Below are 14,329 nucleotides of genomic sequence, written 5' to 3' on the forward strand. Positions count from 1 at the left end.
CCTCCGTCATGTCCTGCGCGAAGCCCGCGCTATGTCACGCTGCTTCTTCTGCGCGTTTCTTCTCGATTTGACCGATGGCATCGACGACCGCATCGAAGGTCAGCATGGTCGAGGCATGGCGCGCCTTGTAGTCGCGCACCGGCTCCAGATATCTCAGATCGGCAAAGCGGCCTTGCGGCGGCGCGCCGTTTTCCTTGAGCATCTTCAGCATGGTGTCGCGCACCGCCCGCAATTCGTCGGCGCTGGCGCCGATGACATGTTGAGCCATGATCGAGGACGAGGCCTGGCCGAGCGCGCAGGCCTTCACGTCATGCGCGAAATCGGTGACGACGCCATTGTCCATCTTGAGGTCGATGGTCACCGTCGAGCCGCACAATTTGGAATGGGCCTTGGCCGTCGCATCCGGATGATCGAGCCGGCCGACGCGGGCGATGTTTCCGGCAAATCCCAGAATTTTCGCATTGTAGACGTCGTCAATCATATTTTTCCAATCCGTCGCCGCCAAGCGAACAGCGATTGCCGTTGTACCGTCTTTCATTCGCTGCGTACGAGCATATATAATGGTGGCAGTCGGGTATCGACAAGGCAACGCAAAGCCATCGTCCTTGCCCATTTCGTTCACGCCGCTTGCGGGCTGGAAACCGGGCGAGTTTTCAGCACCCGAAAGGTCGTGGTCCGTTCAACTCGTTCCTCCTGAGAGAGGAACTACGGGAGACGCCTTTATGGATGCCGTCATCAAGAAAATAATGCCCCCTTCCGACTATCTGGACAAGCCGGTCACCGACAGGCCGAGCGAAGCCGAGGTCGAGGCCGCCGTGCGCACGCTGTTGCGCTGGACCGGCGACAATCCGGACCGCGAGGGCCTGATCGACACGCCCAAGCGCGTCACCAAGGCCTTTCTCGAAATGTTCAACGGCTATGACATGTGCCCGGCCGAAGAGCTCGGCCGCACTTTCGAGGAAGTCGCCGGCTATGACGATCTCGTCATCGTCAGGGACATCCAGTTCCACTCGCATTGCGAGCACCACATGGTGCCGATCATCGGCAAGGCGCATGTCGGCTACCTCCCGGATGGCAAGGTCGTCGGCCTGTCCAAGATCGCCCGTGTGGTCGATATCTTCGCCCATCGCCTGCAGACTCAGGAGGCCATGACCGCACAGATCGCCGGCGTCATCCAGGACGTGCTCAATCCGCGCGGTGTCGCCGTCATGATCGAGGCCGAGCATATGTGCATGGCCATGCGCGGCATCCGCAAGCAGGGCTCCACCACGCTGACCTCGACCTTCACCGGCGTGTTCAAGGACACGCCCGAGGAACAGGTCCGTTTCGTCACCATGGTGCGCGGCCTCGGGGCGTAAGCCTCTCGCCGGCATCGCTAGATCAAGGACCGGCGATGTCGGCACTAACATTTCCCAAGGCTCCATCAGACAAGAAGGCTCTCGAAGAAGGCGCGGTGTTTTCCCCGCGCTTCGATGCTGCCGGGCTGGTCACCGTCGTCGTCACCGACGCCGCTGACGGTATGCTGCTGATGGTCGCGCATATGAATGCCGAGGCGCTGGCGCTGACGCTCGAAACCGGCATCGCGCACTACTGGTCGCGCTCGCGCAGCACGCTGTGGAAGAAGGGCGAAACATCAGGCAATTTTCAGACCGTCGTCGAGATGCTCACGGATTGTGACCAGGACGCCATATGGTTGCGCGTCAAAGTGTTGGGCCACGACGCAACTTGTCACACCGGCCGGCGTTCATGTTTTTATCGGACGGTGGGGCTAATCGGCGGCAAGGCAACGCTTGCCGACGATGGCAGCACGCCGCTGTTCGATGCGGAAAAAACCTATCGGAAGCCCGCGTGAACCATTCAACAGTCGCAAACCACTCATATTCACTATTCTCAAACGTCCTTCCTGTAGAACGGACGCGGGACAAGGGAGATCATGATGCTCGAGTGGGCGTCATTGCGTAGCAGACCGGACGTGCGGGAGGCCAATGGCCCCTCATCGTCCGGCGGGGTGCCTGACCCGCAACCCGCGGGCAAGACAGGCATTTCGCTCGCGCTGGGCGGCGGCTGCGCACGCGGCTGGGCGCACATTGGCGTGCTGCGCGCGCTCGACGAAGCCGGCATCGAAGTCTCGATGATCGCCGGCACCTCGATCGGCGCGCTGGTTGGCGGCTGCTATCTCGCCGGCAAGCTGGACGAACTCGAGGAGTTCGCCCGCAGCCTGACCAAGCGGCGCATCTTCGGCCTGCTCGATCTCAATCTGCGCGGCAGCGGCCTGTTCGGCGGCATGAAACTGGACGTCAGGCTGCGCGAGCACATGGCAGGCATCCGCTTCGAGGATCTCACGAAACCCTTCGTCGCCGTTGGCGCCGAAATTCGCACCGGCCATGAGATCTGGCTGTCCAGCGGTTCGCTGATCACCGCGATGCGGGCTTCCTATGCGCTGCCCGGCGTGTTCGAACCGGTGAATTGCAACGGCCGCATTCTGGTCGACGGCGCGCTGGTCAACCCGGTTCCGGTTTCGGTCTGCCGCGCCTACGAGCAGCCGCTGGTCGTCGCGGTCAACCTTCACTACGATCTGTTCGGCCGCGCCGCCGTCATCAAGCACAGCGCCGGCGAACTGCTCATCGAGAAGGACGCGCCCCGGCCAGGCCAGGCCAGCCCCGACCACCAGCCGCACCAGAGCCGTCTCGGCATCACCGGCGTCATGGTCGAAGCCTTTAACATCATCCAGGACCGGATTTCACGCGCAAGGCTGGCGGGCGATCCGCCCGACATGTCGCTGCAACCGAAACTCAGCCATATCGGCTTGACCGAATTCCACCGCGCGGATGAGGCGATCAGCGTCGGTTACCAGGCGACGATGGCGCAGATCAGCGAGTTGAAGCGGCTGCAGACGGTTCTCGCTTAAACCAGTTCGGCAATGTCAGGCTTTGGCCGCATCGGTGATGCGGAACTGCACCGTGCGGTTGCCGTTCCAATAATTCCCCGACAGCGAGCCGGCTACATGGATCGTGTTGCCCCTGTTCTTGAACAGGAATTCGCCCAGCGCGGTATCGACGGATCGAAAGGCGATGCCCTGGATGCGGCCGCCGCTTTCCGACTGCAGATCAGCCCGGATGTGGTTGGTGCCGACAGCCCGCGCGTCGGCCAGCCGATGGCGCGGCAGCGCGAACACCGGCGCGACATGGCCGGCGCCGAAAGGCCCGGCCTTTTCCAATGCATCGAGCAAAGCAATCGTCGCGCCCTCGGCGGCGAGCGCGCCGTCGACGGCCAGACTTTCTTCGTCCTGCAGCCGGAACACTTCGGCCGCCGCGCGCTCCTCGAAGAAAGCACGGAGTTCGCCGAGCTTGGCGCGTTCCACCGTGATGCCGGCGGCCATGCCGTGGCCGCCGCCCTTGACGATCAGCCCGGCATCGGCGGCTGCGCGCACCAGCCGTCCGAGATCGAAGCCCGACACCGAACGGCCAGAGCCGGTGCCGATGCCATTGGCGTTGAAGGCGATGGCGAAGGCCGGCCGCCGCGCATGGTCCTTCAGCCGCGAGGCGATCAAGCCGACAATGCCGGGATGCCAATTGGTGCTGGCGGTGACGATGATGGCCGGCCCGTTGCCGCCGGCAAGTTCGGCGTCAGCCTCGGCGCGCGCCGCTGCCAGCATCTCCAGCTCCATCTGCTGGCGTTCCTGGTTGAGCCGGTCGAGTGTCTCGGCAATGGTCCCGGCCTCAACCGGATCGTCGGTGGCGAGCAGCCGGCTGCCAAGTGCTGCATCGCCGATGCGGCCGCCGGCATTGATGCGCGGCCCAATCAGATAGGCGAGATGAAAGGTGCTTATCGGCTCACCGATGCGGGACACCCGCGCCAGTGCGGCGAGCCCCTCATTCTTCTGCTGCCGCGCCATCTGCAGTCCCTTGACGACGAAAGCGCGGTTCACGCCGATGAGCGGCACCACATCGCAAACCGTGGCCAGCGCCGCCAAGTCGAGCAACGACAACAGGTCCGGTGGCGCTGCGTCGGGCAATCGGCTGCGCAGGACCCTCGCCGTCTGCACCAGAGTGAGGAAGACGACACCGGCGGCGCACAGATGGCCTTGCCCGGAAAGGTCGTCCTCGCGATTGGGATTGACGACCGCGGTCGCCTCCGGCAGCGGGCCGCCGACCTGATGGTGGTCGAGCACCACCACATCGGCGCCTGCGGCCTTGACGGCATCGATGGAGACAGCGCTGTTGGTGCCGCAATCGACGGTGACGATCAGCGTCGCGCCGCGCGAGACCAGTTCGCGCATAGCCTCCGGATTGGGGCCGTAGCCCTCGAAGATGCGGTCGGGAATGTAGATCTCCGAAGGCACCGAGAAATGCGTCAGGAAGCGCTTGAGCAACGCCGAAGAGGCGGCGCCGTCGACATCGTAGTCGCCGAAGATTGCCACCTTCTCCTTGGCCATGACCGCTTCGGCGATGCGGGTCGCAGCCTTGCCCATGTCGGTCAGCGAAGCCGGATCCGGCAACAGATTGCGGATCGTCGGATCGAGGAAGCGCTCGGCCTGGTCCGCGGTGACGCCGCGCCCGGCGAGCACGCGAGCCACAATGTCGGGCACGCCGTGGCCCTGCGCTATGGCCAGCGCAGTCATGTCCTGCCGCTCGCTCAACCGGTGTTCCCAGGAAACACCGGTCGCCGACTGCCTGACGTCGAGGAAGAAGCGTTTGTCGCCCGTCATAGGAGGCGTAGTCTACAGATTGTCATTTCCGGCAATATGCGACGGCTAAACAGGAAAGTCTCAACTTTTCCACCTCCTGGTGACGCGCCTTGATCTCGCGGCTCACGCCTCCGCCAGAACCCGATGATGACTGGTGGGTTCGACCTGAAATCTCAATCCGGCTCCAAATCAAAGAGAGAGAGCATTATGGCGTCCGAAACCATTTTCAGCAGCAGCATCAATCGGTTAAAGGAGAAAAATGACTTGGCCTAGCCCGCACGCTCGATGCGGATAACCTGCGGCTTGTCTGTGAGGTGGCCGTCCTTGGTGATGCCGTCGACAGCCTTGCGCACCGCTGCTTCCGTCGTCTCGTGGGTGACCAGGATCACCGTCTTTTGCGCGTCCGTCTCGCCGCTGACGGCATGCTGGACGATCGATTCCAGCGAAATGTCGTTGTCCGCCATGCGCTTGGCGATCGCGGCGAAGACGCCGATGCGGTCGTGCACGGTCAGCCGGATGAAATAGCCGCCGGCATGGCTGCGCATCTGCGCCTTCTTGTAGGGGCGCAGTTCCTTGGCCGGCAGGCCGAACACCGGACCGTGCTGGAAGCCCGGCCGGCTCTTTGCGATGTCGGCGATATCGCCGACCACGGCGGACGCGGTGGCGTTGCCGCCGGCGCCCGGGCCGGAGAGCAGCAGTTCGCCCAGAATGTCGGTTTCGATGGCCACCGCATTGGTAACGCCATGCACCTGTGCGATCACCGACGCGGTCGGCACCATGGTCGGGTGCACACGCTGCTCGATGCCGCTGTCGGTGCGCTGCGCGACGCCGAGCAATTTTATCCGGTAGCCAAGGTCGCCCGCGGCGCGGATATCGGCCTGGCTGATATTGGAAATGCCTTCCATGTAGATGTCGTTGGCGGCGATCCTGGTGCCGAAGGCCAGGCTGGTCAGGATCGACAATTTATGCGCCGTGTCATGGCCCTCGATATCGAAAGTCGGATCGGCTTCGGCGTAGCCCAGCCGTTGCGCGTCCTTCAGGCACTCGTCGAAGGAGATGCCCTCGGCCTCCATGCGGGTCAGGATGTAGTTGCAGGTGCCGTTGAGGATGCCGAAAACGCGGGTGACCGAATTGCCGGCCATCGCCTCGCGCATCGTCTTGATGACCGGGATGCCGCCGGCAACTGCCGCCTCGTAGTTGAGCAGCACGCCCCTCTTCTCGGCGATTTCGGCAAGCGCCACGCCGTGCTTGGCCAACAGCGCCTTGTTGGCGGTGACGACATGACGTCCGGCTTCAAGTGCTGCCTTGACCGACGCGCGCGCTGCCCCTTCGTCGCCGCCGATCAGTTCGACGAAGACGTCGATATCGGCGGCCTGCGCCCTCTTGATCGGATCGTCGAACCATTTGGCGGCGCTGAGGTCGACGCCACGGTCGCGCTTGGGATCGCGCGCGGAAACGGTCGTGACGATGACATCGCGTCCGCACTGGCGCGTCAGCTCCGCTGCCTTGTCGCGCAGCACGCGCGCCACCGAGGCGCCGACCGTACCCAGACCCGCAATTCCAACACGCAACGCTTCAGCCATGCCCGGCGACGCCCCTCAAAAAATCTGCTCGAATAAGATGTGCGGCGACTTTAGCGATGCGCGGCGAGCGGCACCACATTGTTCGGCTGCTTGGCGCTGGACGCCAGGAAGCGCTTGATGTTGCGCGCCGCCTGCCGGATCCGGTGCTCGTTCTCGACCAGCGCGATGCGGACGTGATCGTCGCCATGCTCGCCAAAGCCGATGCCCGGCGCCACCGCCACGTCGGCGTGCTCGATCAGGAGCTTGGAAAACTCAAGCGAGCCGAGATGCTTGAACGGCTCCGGGATCGGCGCCCAGGCGAACATCGAGGCAGCCGGTGCCGGAATGGTCCAGCCGGCGCGGCTGAAGGCATCGACCATGACGTCGCGGCGCTTCAAATAGACCTCGCGCACTTCGGCGATGTCGGCGCCGTCGCCATTCAGCGCATGCGCCGCCGCCACCTGGATCGGCGTGAAGGCGCCGTAATCGAGATAGGACTTCACCCGCGTCAACGCCGAGATCAGCCGCTCGTTGCCGACGGCAAAGCCCATGCGCCAGCCGGGCATGGAGAAGGTCTTCGACATCGAGGTGAACTCGACGCAGACATCGATGGCGCCCGGCACTTGCAGCACCGAAGGCGGCGGATTGCCGTCGAAATAGATCTCCGAATAGGCAAGGTCCGACAGGATGATGATGTCGTTCTTCTTGGCGAAGGCGACCACGTCCTTGTAGAAATCGAGCGAGGCGACCAGCGCCGTCGGGTTAGACGGATAGTTGAGGATCAATGCCAGTGGCTTCGGGATCGAATGACGGACACCGCGCTCGAGCGCCGGGATGAAGCCGTCATCCGGCTCGACCTGCAGCGAACGGATGACGCCGCCCGACATGATGAAGCCGAAAGCATGGATCGGATAGGTCGGGTTGGGGCACAGGATCACGTCGCCCGGCGCGGTGATCGCCTGCGCCATATTGGCGAAGCCTTCCTTCGAACCGAGCGTCGCCACCACCTGCGTGTCGGGATTGAGCTTCACGCCGAAACGGCGCTGATAATAGGCGGCCTGGGCGCGGCGCAGACCTGGGATGCCGCGCGAGGAGGAATAGCGATGCGTGCGCGGATCGCGCACCACTTCGCACAATTTGTCGACGATCGCCTTCGGAGTCGGCAGGTCGGGATTGCCCATGCCAAGGTCGATAATGTCGGCGCCGCGCGAACGGGCGCTGGCCTTCAGCCGGTTGACCTGCTCGAACACGTAGGGCGGAAGCCGGCGGACCTTGTGAAATTCTTCCATGTCAGTTCCAGACGATTTAAGATTGGCTTCAGCACAGTTGGTTTGGCTAGGCGCCCTTGGCAAAGACCGCTTTCGGCGCGCGATATAGCCTTATTTGCAGGTAGGGTCGAGGGCGGGATCGCATTTGGCTTCGATCTGCTTCAGCGTGTCCTTGCCATGGTTCTTCGCCAGCGAATTCAGCGCCGCCGGGCTGGTGGACGGGGCACCGCCGCCGCCCTTGGCCACTTGCCCCTGCTGTTCGCCCTTCAACTGGGCAAGCTTGGCCTGCGTCTCCTCAGGGGTGAGTTGCTTTGCCGCCACCTGCGGTGGGATGTTGAGATTGGGATAAGAGCCGGTGTCCTGCGCGCCCTGGGTCAGGCCGACATTCATCCCGTTGCCGGTGTTGGCGCTCGTGCAGCCACTTGCCGCCAGCAGCCCTGGCGCCAGACAGGCGATTGCAACCGCGATGCGGCAAAAGCGGCCTGCCCCCGAAAAAATGGTCTCGCCGGTGTTAATCGTCATATTGTTTTCCTGGCAGCCGGGGTACAGCGCATTGGACCCGGTCAGATGTCCCATGATAATATGTCAAGAAAACGCCTCGGGAGGAACCCCGCGAGCCATGTCCAAAACACCTGATTCGAGCAAAGCGGAAGATGATCAATCTTCGACCGTCGAGCAATATCTGGTGAAAGACCCGGAACGCTTCGCGTTGAACATGGCGCGCATGGTCGAGCAGGCCGGCAAAGCCGCCTCCGCCTGGGCCGAGCCGCGCGAAAAGGGCGAGGTGCGCGATCATGTCGCCGAACCCGTGGTCGACATGGTAAAAACCTTTTCCAAGCTCAGCGAATATTGGCTGGCCGACCCGCAACGCGCGCTGGAAGCGCAGACGCGACTGTTCGCCGGCTACATGACGGTCTGGGGCAACGCCATCCAGAAGGTTAGCCCGAATGCCGAGGCGCCCGAAGATGCGGTCAAGCCCGAGCGCGGCGACAAGCGTTTTCAAGACCCCGAATGGGGTCGCAACGCTTTCTTCGATTTCCTCAAACAGGCCTATCTCGTCACCTCGCGCTGGGCGGCCGACCTGGTCGAGCACGCCGAAGGCCTCGACGATCACACCCGCCATAAGGCCAGCTTCTACGTCAAGCAGGTGTCCAATGCCATCTCGCCGTCGAACTTCATCCTGACCAATCCGGAGCTGTTTCGAGAAACCGTTGCCTCGAATGGCGAAAACCTGGTGCGCGGCATGAAGATGCTGGCCGAAGACATCGCCGCCGGCAAGGGCGACCTGAAGCTGAGACAAGCTGACTATTCGCCCTTCGAGATCGGCAAGAACGTCGCGACATCTCCCGGCAAGGTGGTCGGGCGCAGCGATGTCGCCGAAATCATCCAGTACGATCCGACGACGGAGACGGTGCTCAAGCGCCCGCTGCTGATCTGCCCGCCCTGGATCAACAAGTTCTACATCCTCGATCTCAACCCGCAAAAGTCCTTCATCCGCTGGGCGATCGAGCAAGGCCATACCGTGTTCGTCATCTCCTGGATCAATCCCGACGAGCGGCACGGCGCCAAGGGCTGGGAAGCTTACATACGGGAAGGCCTGCAATACGGCCTCGACACGATCGAGAAGGCGACCGGCGAGAAAGAGGTCAACGCCATCGGCTATTGCGTCGGCGGCACGCTGCTGGCGGCCGCACTCGCACTGCTGGCACAGGAAGGCGACAACCGCATCAAATCGGCGACCTTCTTCACCACGCAGGTCGACTTCACCCATGCCGGCGACCTGAAAGTCTTCGTCGACGAGGACCAGGTGGCAGCGGTCGAGAAATCGATGAACGAAAAGGGCTACCTCGACGGCACCAAGATGGCGACCGCCTTCAACATGCTGCGCTCGGGCGACCTGATCTGGCCTTATGTCATCAACAATTACATGCGCGGCAAGGATCCCCTTCCCTTCGACCTGCTCTACTGGAACGCCGATTCCACCCGCATGGCGGCCGCCAACCACTCCTTCTACCTGCGCAACTGTTATCTCGAGAACAATCTGACTCGTGGCGTGATGGAACTCGCCGGCCGCACTGTGTCGCTGGCCGACGTCACCATCCCGGTCTACAACCTGGCGTCGAAGGAAGATCACATAGCGCCGGCCCTTTCGGTGTTTCTCGGCTCGCAATATTTCGGCGGCGACGTCGAGTTTGTGATGGCTGGTTCCGGCCACATTGCCGGTGTCGTCAACCCGCCGGCAGCCAAGAAATACCAGTACTGGACCGGCGGCAAACCGACGGGCGATTTTGGCCAGTGGCTCGCCTCGGCGGTGGAGCATCCCGGCTCCTGGTGGACGCACTGGCAGCACTGGATCGAAACCCAGGACGACACCCTCGTTCCGGCCCGCAAACCGGGCAAGAATATGAAAACCCTGGGTGATGCCCCCGGCACCTATGTGAAGGTCCGCGTGTAACGCCGGCACCTTTTGCAGGTGCCTGTGTGTAACGGAATGTAATGTCTGGTGAGTTGACGGGCCGGCAAAACGGGGCGAAATGGTGTCGTCAACCTTCAAGAAGCCTCAATTGGCCTCCAACGAGCAAATAATTCAGAGGCTTGCAGAATTGACACAAGTCTCGTTTCCGGTTTGGGAACACAAGGTTATTGGATGTGAACGTTTCGACGCCGCACCAATAGCAGGCCGACCGGACACCGAGGGGGAATCTAGTTTTGAAATCAGTAGGATCGCGTCTCGCGGGGAGAGAAGGTCGCACTATAGCGGCAGCGCTTTTCTCCGTGCTTCTGGCGTCCTGCACCTCCGCTGGCGACCCCACAATGTCCGCCGGCATGCCTGGCTACAACGCGACCGCTTCTGACATCGCCGCGGCTTCCGGCGCCAGCCCTGCGGCGCCGGGCGATTCGACCGTGCAGGTCACATCCACCGGGCCGCAGATGATGATGACGGCAGCGGGCGATGCGACACTGCCCGAGCAGGTCGCCTATGTGCCGGTGGCCAAGCCCGGCACCGGCTTCCCGGTCAATGTTCCCGCCGGCTCCGAAACCATTGTCGGCCAGACGCCGCAGTCGCTGCAGCAGTCAGCACAGACCGCGGCCGCAACGGACGCCGTGGCGCAGAAGATCGCCGCCGCCGATGCCGGCGTGACCGCACCGAAAGCGACGGCAGCGGCGCCCGCGACCAACGAGGTCTACGTGACCGCCGCGCCCCAGCAGATCGACACGCCGAAGAAGGGCTTCCTGGCCTCACTGTTCAGCACCACGCCAACCTCGGCGGCACCTGCTCCGCTGGTCAACTCGCGCTCGGGCGAACAGCCTGCGGTTGCTTCCCAGAAGGCCGCCCCGGCAAAGCCGATCATCACGCTAGCGTCAGCCAATTCCGCCGACAAGCCCTTGCAGCTTGCCTCGCTTGGCAACGAGAGCAACCACATCACCGGCAGCGATGCCTTGCCCGGCGTGCGCCAGACGGCGCTGTTCGAGATCAAGCGCAAATCCGGCCTCGACGACGAAAGCGACGTCGACCTGAACGAGGACGAGGGTTCGGGCGGCGCCTATCAGGTGGCCTCCGCCGCCGGCCTCGCCCGGCTGGCGCCCAATGGCCTGTTGAAGCAAAACGAGAGCGTCGACGTCGCCTGCCTGAAGCCGTCGCTGGTGCGTGTGCTGAAGACCATCGAAGGCCATTACGGCCGCAAGATGATGGTCACATCAGGCTACCGCGACCCGGCCCGCAACCGCCGCGCCAACGGCGCCAAGAATTCGCTGCACATGTATTGCGCCGCCGCCGACATCCAGGTTCCCGGCGTCTCGAAATGGGAACTGGCGAGCTACATCCGAACCATGCCCGGCCGCGGCGGCGTCGGCACCTACTGCCATACCGAATCCGTTCACGTCGACGTCGGCCCCGAGCGCGACTGGAACTGGCGCTGCCGCCGGCGGGGTTAGCATCCCCATTCGGCAAACGGGCCGAGGGGCCGTTAGCAGCCTGCCGTTTTTCCCGATTAGCTATCAGCGACGTTCGAGATTAGCCGAGGCACCCGCGACTTCGTCATCCTATGGCGAAGCAAGGCGCGCAGCGACGCAGCGCAGACCATAGGATGACGACTGCGCGGGGCGTTCAGGCTAATCTCGAAAGATGTGCAATGACGCGAGGGCAGAAAACCTGGGCTGGCTCACCAAACTGGCCCTTTTCGCCCCTCTTGAAAAAAGTTTCCGCATCTGGCGGCTGATGGGTTGCCGGTTGGCAACAACGCAATTATAAGCCGCTTCGTCTGAGCGCGCCCATCGTCTAGCGGTTAGGACACCGCCCTTTCACGGCGGTAACAGGGGTTCGATTCCCCTTGGGCGTACCAGATTTTTCAAGCACTTAGCGGAAATCTCCCCTCCCCTGTCCAATTTTTGGCCAATATCCGTCCCACGTTTGTCGAGCATCGCGACTCCTGTCACACTCGAATCAGGCTTGGAAGGAGGCAGCAATGGAAGTCGACTGGGCGGAAATCAGAGCAAATCGGTACGCTTCGGCGGCGCCACCTCCTGAATGGCCCTCCGGTATCAAGGTGACCAGCCTTGAAGGCCTAACCCTCTTGGGGATGCACCCGGTCACGAATCAACTGTATTGGGATGGCCAGGAACTGGCGACGGTGAAGCGGCTCGCGAACTTCGAACGGGGAATGGCGCTGGCGGTAACGATTGCCACCGTCGTCTTGGCCCTTATTGAAGTTGGACGCGCCGCCGGCTGGATCACAACGTAAAGCCCGCCACCGTGAGGCAGCGGGCCAATTATTCTAGAACCGGAAGAATCAGACCGCCGGATCGTTCCACGTTCTGTAGCGCGGGAAGCGTCGCCGATCGCCGAACACCCGGCCGAGGATGCGAATGCAAGAAGATGGCCCACGGCCGCACACCATGGAGTCGAGAAGGAACGTCTCCTCCAGACTTCCCTTGGCGGCAAAGCGGCCCCCATAGCCTCGGCCGTGATTGTTGCGCCAGCTCATGGTTTGCGGATGACCGCCTCCAAACATAGCGACCACAATGCACCCGTCTTCCAGTTCCGCGTCTGGATCAATGATCAGGCTTTCAGCCCGAAGCTCCGGGTAGGTGTCTGTCACCGCAAACACGTTGTAGGCCCACTTGCTGGCGGCACTGCGAGGCAAAACTGCTGCCCAAGGCCACGGCATTGAGACCACGTTTGTAGGCAAAGCTTCGCCATCCGCCGAAGCGGCGATTTTCTTCAACATTTGAGATTGCCCCCCTTGGGCTCGCGACATGATTGCCGCAAAGGGCAACGTGCGTTGACATTAACCTGATGTCAACGGATTTCGTTGATATTGTCACAATTCATTGATAAGGTGACGCATGCTTGATCCCGCCCAATCCCGCGCCGCTCGTGGCCTTCTCTCGTGGTCGCAAGGCGAGCTTGCTGCCGCCGCGTCTGTCAGCCTCTCGACAGTCAGAGACTTCGAGAAAGGCCGAAGAACGCCAATCGCCAACAATGTCGGAGCGATCCGCAGTGCTTTGGAGGCGATGGGCGTTGTCTTTGTCGGCGATGGCGAAATGGTCGAAGGCGGCGCCGGGGTGAGGCTGCGGAAACAAAATGGCTGAAAGACCAGTTTCAACCTGCGAGTCGCTGTGAAATCAATTTCACTGCATGGAGCAGGATCTATACCACTTATCGCTGTAGTGCGGTGACTCTGATAGCGAGAAGAAGTAAACGCGTTCGATTGAGTCCATTTCAAGTGGTTTGCCTTGTCTCTCGCATCAGCAGCAAAAGCCCGATACGCGCAAAATCGATACGACGCCTATAAATCGGCAGCGGCAACGATGAGCGAATTTCTACAGAAACCGGTGCAAATAACCGAATGGTCAGGGCGCGCGCTTAAACATTATGGAGAATGGGGCCAGTCGTATTTTGATTGGCAGAAAATCTTTAGGGTGCATCGTGAACCGGATCGCCTTGATATGGCCATTTGGAGCGGTCAAGGTCGTTTGAGTGGGTTGGCGTTGGGCCTCACAACCGGCCAAAGTTTGATGCTTCGTTTTATGGAAGGCGACCCCCGTGAGGCGTGTCCATTGAAGGGAAAGCGGATTTTGATTGCGCTTGAAGCCGCTACAAATTATGCTCAAGCACGAGGTAAACGGGAAATCCGTTTGCAACCGATCAACGAAAAGCTCGTTAATCATTATACTAACGTTTACGGCTTCGTGCTTGAATCGCCTCGCCATGAAGAGCCATATTACAGGAAAGGAGTTTGACATGCGCGCTTTGAAAGCAGCGGTTTCGACAATGTCGCTCTCCGGCTGGTTTTCGGCAAAGCCATTGCCAGAGCCTGAGGCGTTTTGTGGAAAGCCGCGTCCAATGACCGGGTTCCTTGCAACCCTAACCGACGAGCAGAAGAAACTTGCTCGTGAATATACCGGCGAGGAGACTCACGGCGATCAGTCATTCGCTCGTTGAGTTTTCGCTAGGTTTGCTGGAGACGAGAAGCCCCTGACGCAGGGGCTTTTTTGTGTCCCCGCAGCAACCAGCCGTTTTACTCAGCGCTAGCACCCTTTGGCTCCGGCGTGATCTCCTCGACCTGCACGTTTTCGCCGATTTCTCTCGCCCAGGCCAAGGCTTTGGCCTTGTCGTTGGTCGTAAGCACCGTTCGCCAGTTCGGCGCTTCAAACACGCTCACAAGGTAGGTTGTCACCGACTCGTCGACCATGCTCCACCTTTGCCTACTTCATAAAGGTGTGGTGCCTTCATGCGGGGAGATAGAGCCCCCACATTGCCTAAGATACGAGCATATTAGCAATCACGCAATTAACCATGTGGCGCTGCC

The 14,329-nt window shown here is 61.7% G+C and carries 16 protein-coding genes and 1 tRNA gene; 10 read left to right on the plus strand and 7 right to left on the minus strand.

The window, feature by feature from the left end; translation table 11 throughout:
* Nucleotides 1-34 precede the first annotated feature (34 nt).
* Nucleotides 35-481, minus strand: coding sequence for an iron-sulfur cluster assembly scaffold protein (locus tag X727_RS158760; RefSeq protein WP_023691130.1), 447 nt, complete (start codon nucleotides 479-481; stop codon nucleotides 35-37).
* 241 nt (nucleotides 482-722) lie between these two features.
* Between X727_RS158760 and folE the strand changes: the two genes are divergently transcribed.
* The 3 genes from folE (at nucleotide 723) to X727_RS158745 (ending at nucleotide 2,908) form a co-directional block, all read left to right on the plus strand.
* A complete protein-coding gene (gene folE, locus X727_RS158755; protein ID WP_023667622.1) occupies nucleotides 723-1,358 on the plus strand; it encodes a GTP cyclohydrolase I FolE in 636 nt (211 codons plus the stop codon).
* Between the two features lie 35 nt (nucleotides 1,359-1,393).
* Nucleotides 1,394-1,852 carry a phosphoribosyl-AMP cyclohydrolase gene (hisI, locus tag X727_RS158750; protein WP_023695458.1) on the plus strand — a complete coding sequence of 153 codons (459 nt, stop codon included), beginning with the start codon at nucleotides 1,394-1,396 and terminating at the stop codon, nucleotides 1,850-1,852.
* Between the two features lie 84 nt (nucleotides 1,853-1,936).
* On the plus strand, nucleotides 1,937-2,908 hold the full coding sequence (locus X727_RS158745; protein WP_023667624.1) for a patatin family protein: 972 nt from the start codon (nucleotides 1,937-1,939) through the stop codon (nucleotides 2,906-2,908).
* Nucleotides 2,909-2,923: 15 nt separating this feature from the next.
* On the opposite strand, the gene recJ is transcribed toward X727_RS158745, so the two are convergent.
* The 4 genes from recJ to X727_RS158725 all read right to left on the minus strand — a co-directional run bounded on the left by recJ (nucleotide 2,924) and on the right by X727_RS158725 (nucleotide 8,039).
* The gene (recJ, locus tag X727_RS158740; protein WP_023695459.1) at nucleotides 2,924-4,708 is read right to left on the minus strand and encodes a single-stranded-DNA-specific exonuclease RecJ; all 1,785 of its coding nucleotides are present in this window, start codon (nucleotides 4,706-4,708) and stop codon (nucleotides 2,924-2,926) included.
* A gap of 248 nt (nucleotides 4,709-4,956) precedes the next feature.
* The gene (locus tag X727_RS158735) at nucleotides 4,957-6,270 is read right to left on the minus strand and encodes a homoserine dehydrogenase (RefSeq protein WP_023833745.1); all 1,314 of its coding nucleotides are present in this window, start codon (nucleotides 6,268-6,270) and stop codon (nucleotides 4,957-4,959) included.
* A gap of 50 nt (nucleotides 6,271-6,320) precedes the next feature.
* The gene (locus X727_RS158730) at nucleotides 6,321-7,538 is read right to left on the minus strand and encodes an LL-diaminopimelate aminotransferase (protein WP_023681615.1); all 1,218 of its coding nucleotides are present in this window, start codon (nucleotides 7,536-7,538) and stop codon (nucleotides 6,321-6,323) included.
* 90 nt (nucleotides 7,539-7,628) lie between these two features.
* Entirely contained in the window at nucleotides 7,629-8,039 is a 411-nt protein-coding gene (locus tag X727_RS158725) for a hypothetical protein (protein ID WP_023667627.1), read from the minus strand.
* A 97-nt stretch (nucleotides 8,040-8,136) separates the two neighbouring features.
* Between X727_RS158725 and phaC the strand changes: the two genes are divergently transcribed.
* The 4 genes from phaC to X727_RS158705 all read left to right on the plus strand — a co-directional run bounded on the left by phaC (nucleotide 8,137) and on the right by X727_RS158705 (nucleotide 12,259).
* Entirely contained in the window at nucleotides 8,137-9,972 is a 1,836-nt protein-coding gene (gene phaC / locus X727_RS158720; RefSeq protein ID WP_023744796.1) for a class I poly(R)-hydroxyalkanoic acid synthase, read from the plus strand.
* A 359-nt stretch (nucleotides 9,973-10,331) separates the two neighbouring features.
* A complete protein-coding gene (locus X727_RS158715; protein ID WP_245265759.1) occupies nucleotides 10,332-11,453 on the plus strand; it encodes a YcbK family protein in 1,122 nt (373 codons plus the stop codon).
* Between the two features lie 332 nt (nucleotides 11,454-11,785).
* A tRNA-Glu gene (locus tag X727_RS158710) sits at nucleotides 11,786-11,860 on the plus strand.
* Between the two features lie 123 nt (nucleotides 11,861-11,983).
* Nucleotides 11,984-12,259 carry a hypothetical protein gene (locus X727_RS158705; RefSeq protein WP_023833746.1) on the plus strand — a complete coding sequence of 92 codons (276 nt, stop codon included), beginning with the start codon at nucleotides 11,984-11,986 and terminating at the stop codon, nucleotides 12,257-12,259.
* Between the two features lie 48 nt (nucleotides 12,260-12,307).
* Here X727_RS158705 and X727_RS158700 read toward each other — a convergent pair whose 3' ends face one another.
* Nucleotides 12,308-12,745, minus strand: a complete 438-nt coding sequence (locus tag X727_RS158700; RefSeq protein WP_023833747.1) for a hypothetical protein — start codon at nucleotides 12,743-12,745, stop codon at nucleotides 12,308-12,310.
* A 118-nt stretch (nucleotides 12,746-12,863) separates the two neighbouring features.
* Between X727_RS158700 and X727_RS158695 the strand changes: the two genes are divergently transcribed.
* The 3 genes from X727_RS158695 to X727_RS1000000167775 all read left to right on the plus strand — a co-directional run bounded on the left by X727_RS158695 (nucleotide 12,864) and on the right by X727_RS1000000167775 (nucleotide 13,962).
* Nucleotides 12,864-13,109 (plus strand): helix-turn-helix domain-containing protein, encoded by a 246-nt coding sequence (locus tag X727_RS158695; protein ID WP_023833748.1) that lies wholly within the window; start codon nucleotides 12,864-12,866, stop codon nucleotides 13,107-13,109.
* Nucleotides 13,110-13,328: 219 nt separating this feature from the next.
* Nucleotides 13,329-13,760: a hypothetical protein gene (locus X727_RS1000000167770; protein ID WP_155923528.1), complete on the plus strand. Its 432-nt coding sequence runs from the start codon at nucleotides 13,329-13,331 to the stop codon at nucleotides 13,758-13,760.
* 1 nt (nucleotide 13,761) lies between these two features.
* The gene (locus tag X727_RS1000000167775) at nucleotides 13,762-13,962 is read left to right on the plus strand and encodes a hypothetical protein (RefSeq protein WP_155923529.1); all 201 of its coding nucleotides are present in this window, start codon (nucleotides 13,762-13,764) and stop codon (nucleotides 13,960-13,962) included.
* A 76-nt stretch (nucleotides 13,963-14,038) separates the two neighbouring features.
* Here the strand turns inward: X727_RS1000000167775 and X727_RS1000000168445 are convergent, their stop codons facing one another.
* Nucleotides 14,039-14,212, minus strand: a complete 174-nt coding sequence (locus X727_RS1000000168445; protein WP_023833751.1) for a hypothetical protein — start codon at nucleotides 14,210-14,212, stop codon at nucleotides 14,039-14,041.
* Between the last annotated feature and the right edge of the window lie 117 nt (nucleotides 14,213-14,329).

Origin of the sequence: Mesorhizobium sp. L103C105A0, from assembly GCF_000502215.1 — a bacterium.
Classification (GTDB): Bacteria; Pseudomonadota; Alphaproteobacteria; order Rhizobiales; family Rhizobiaceae; genus Mesorhizobium.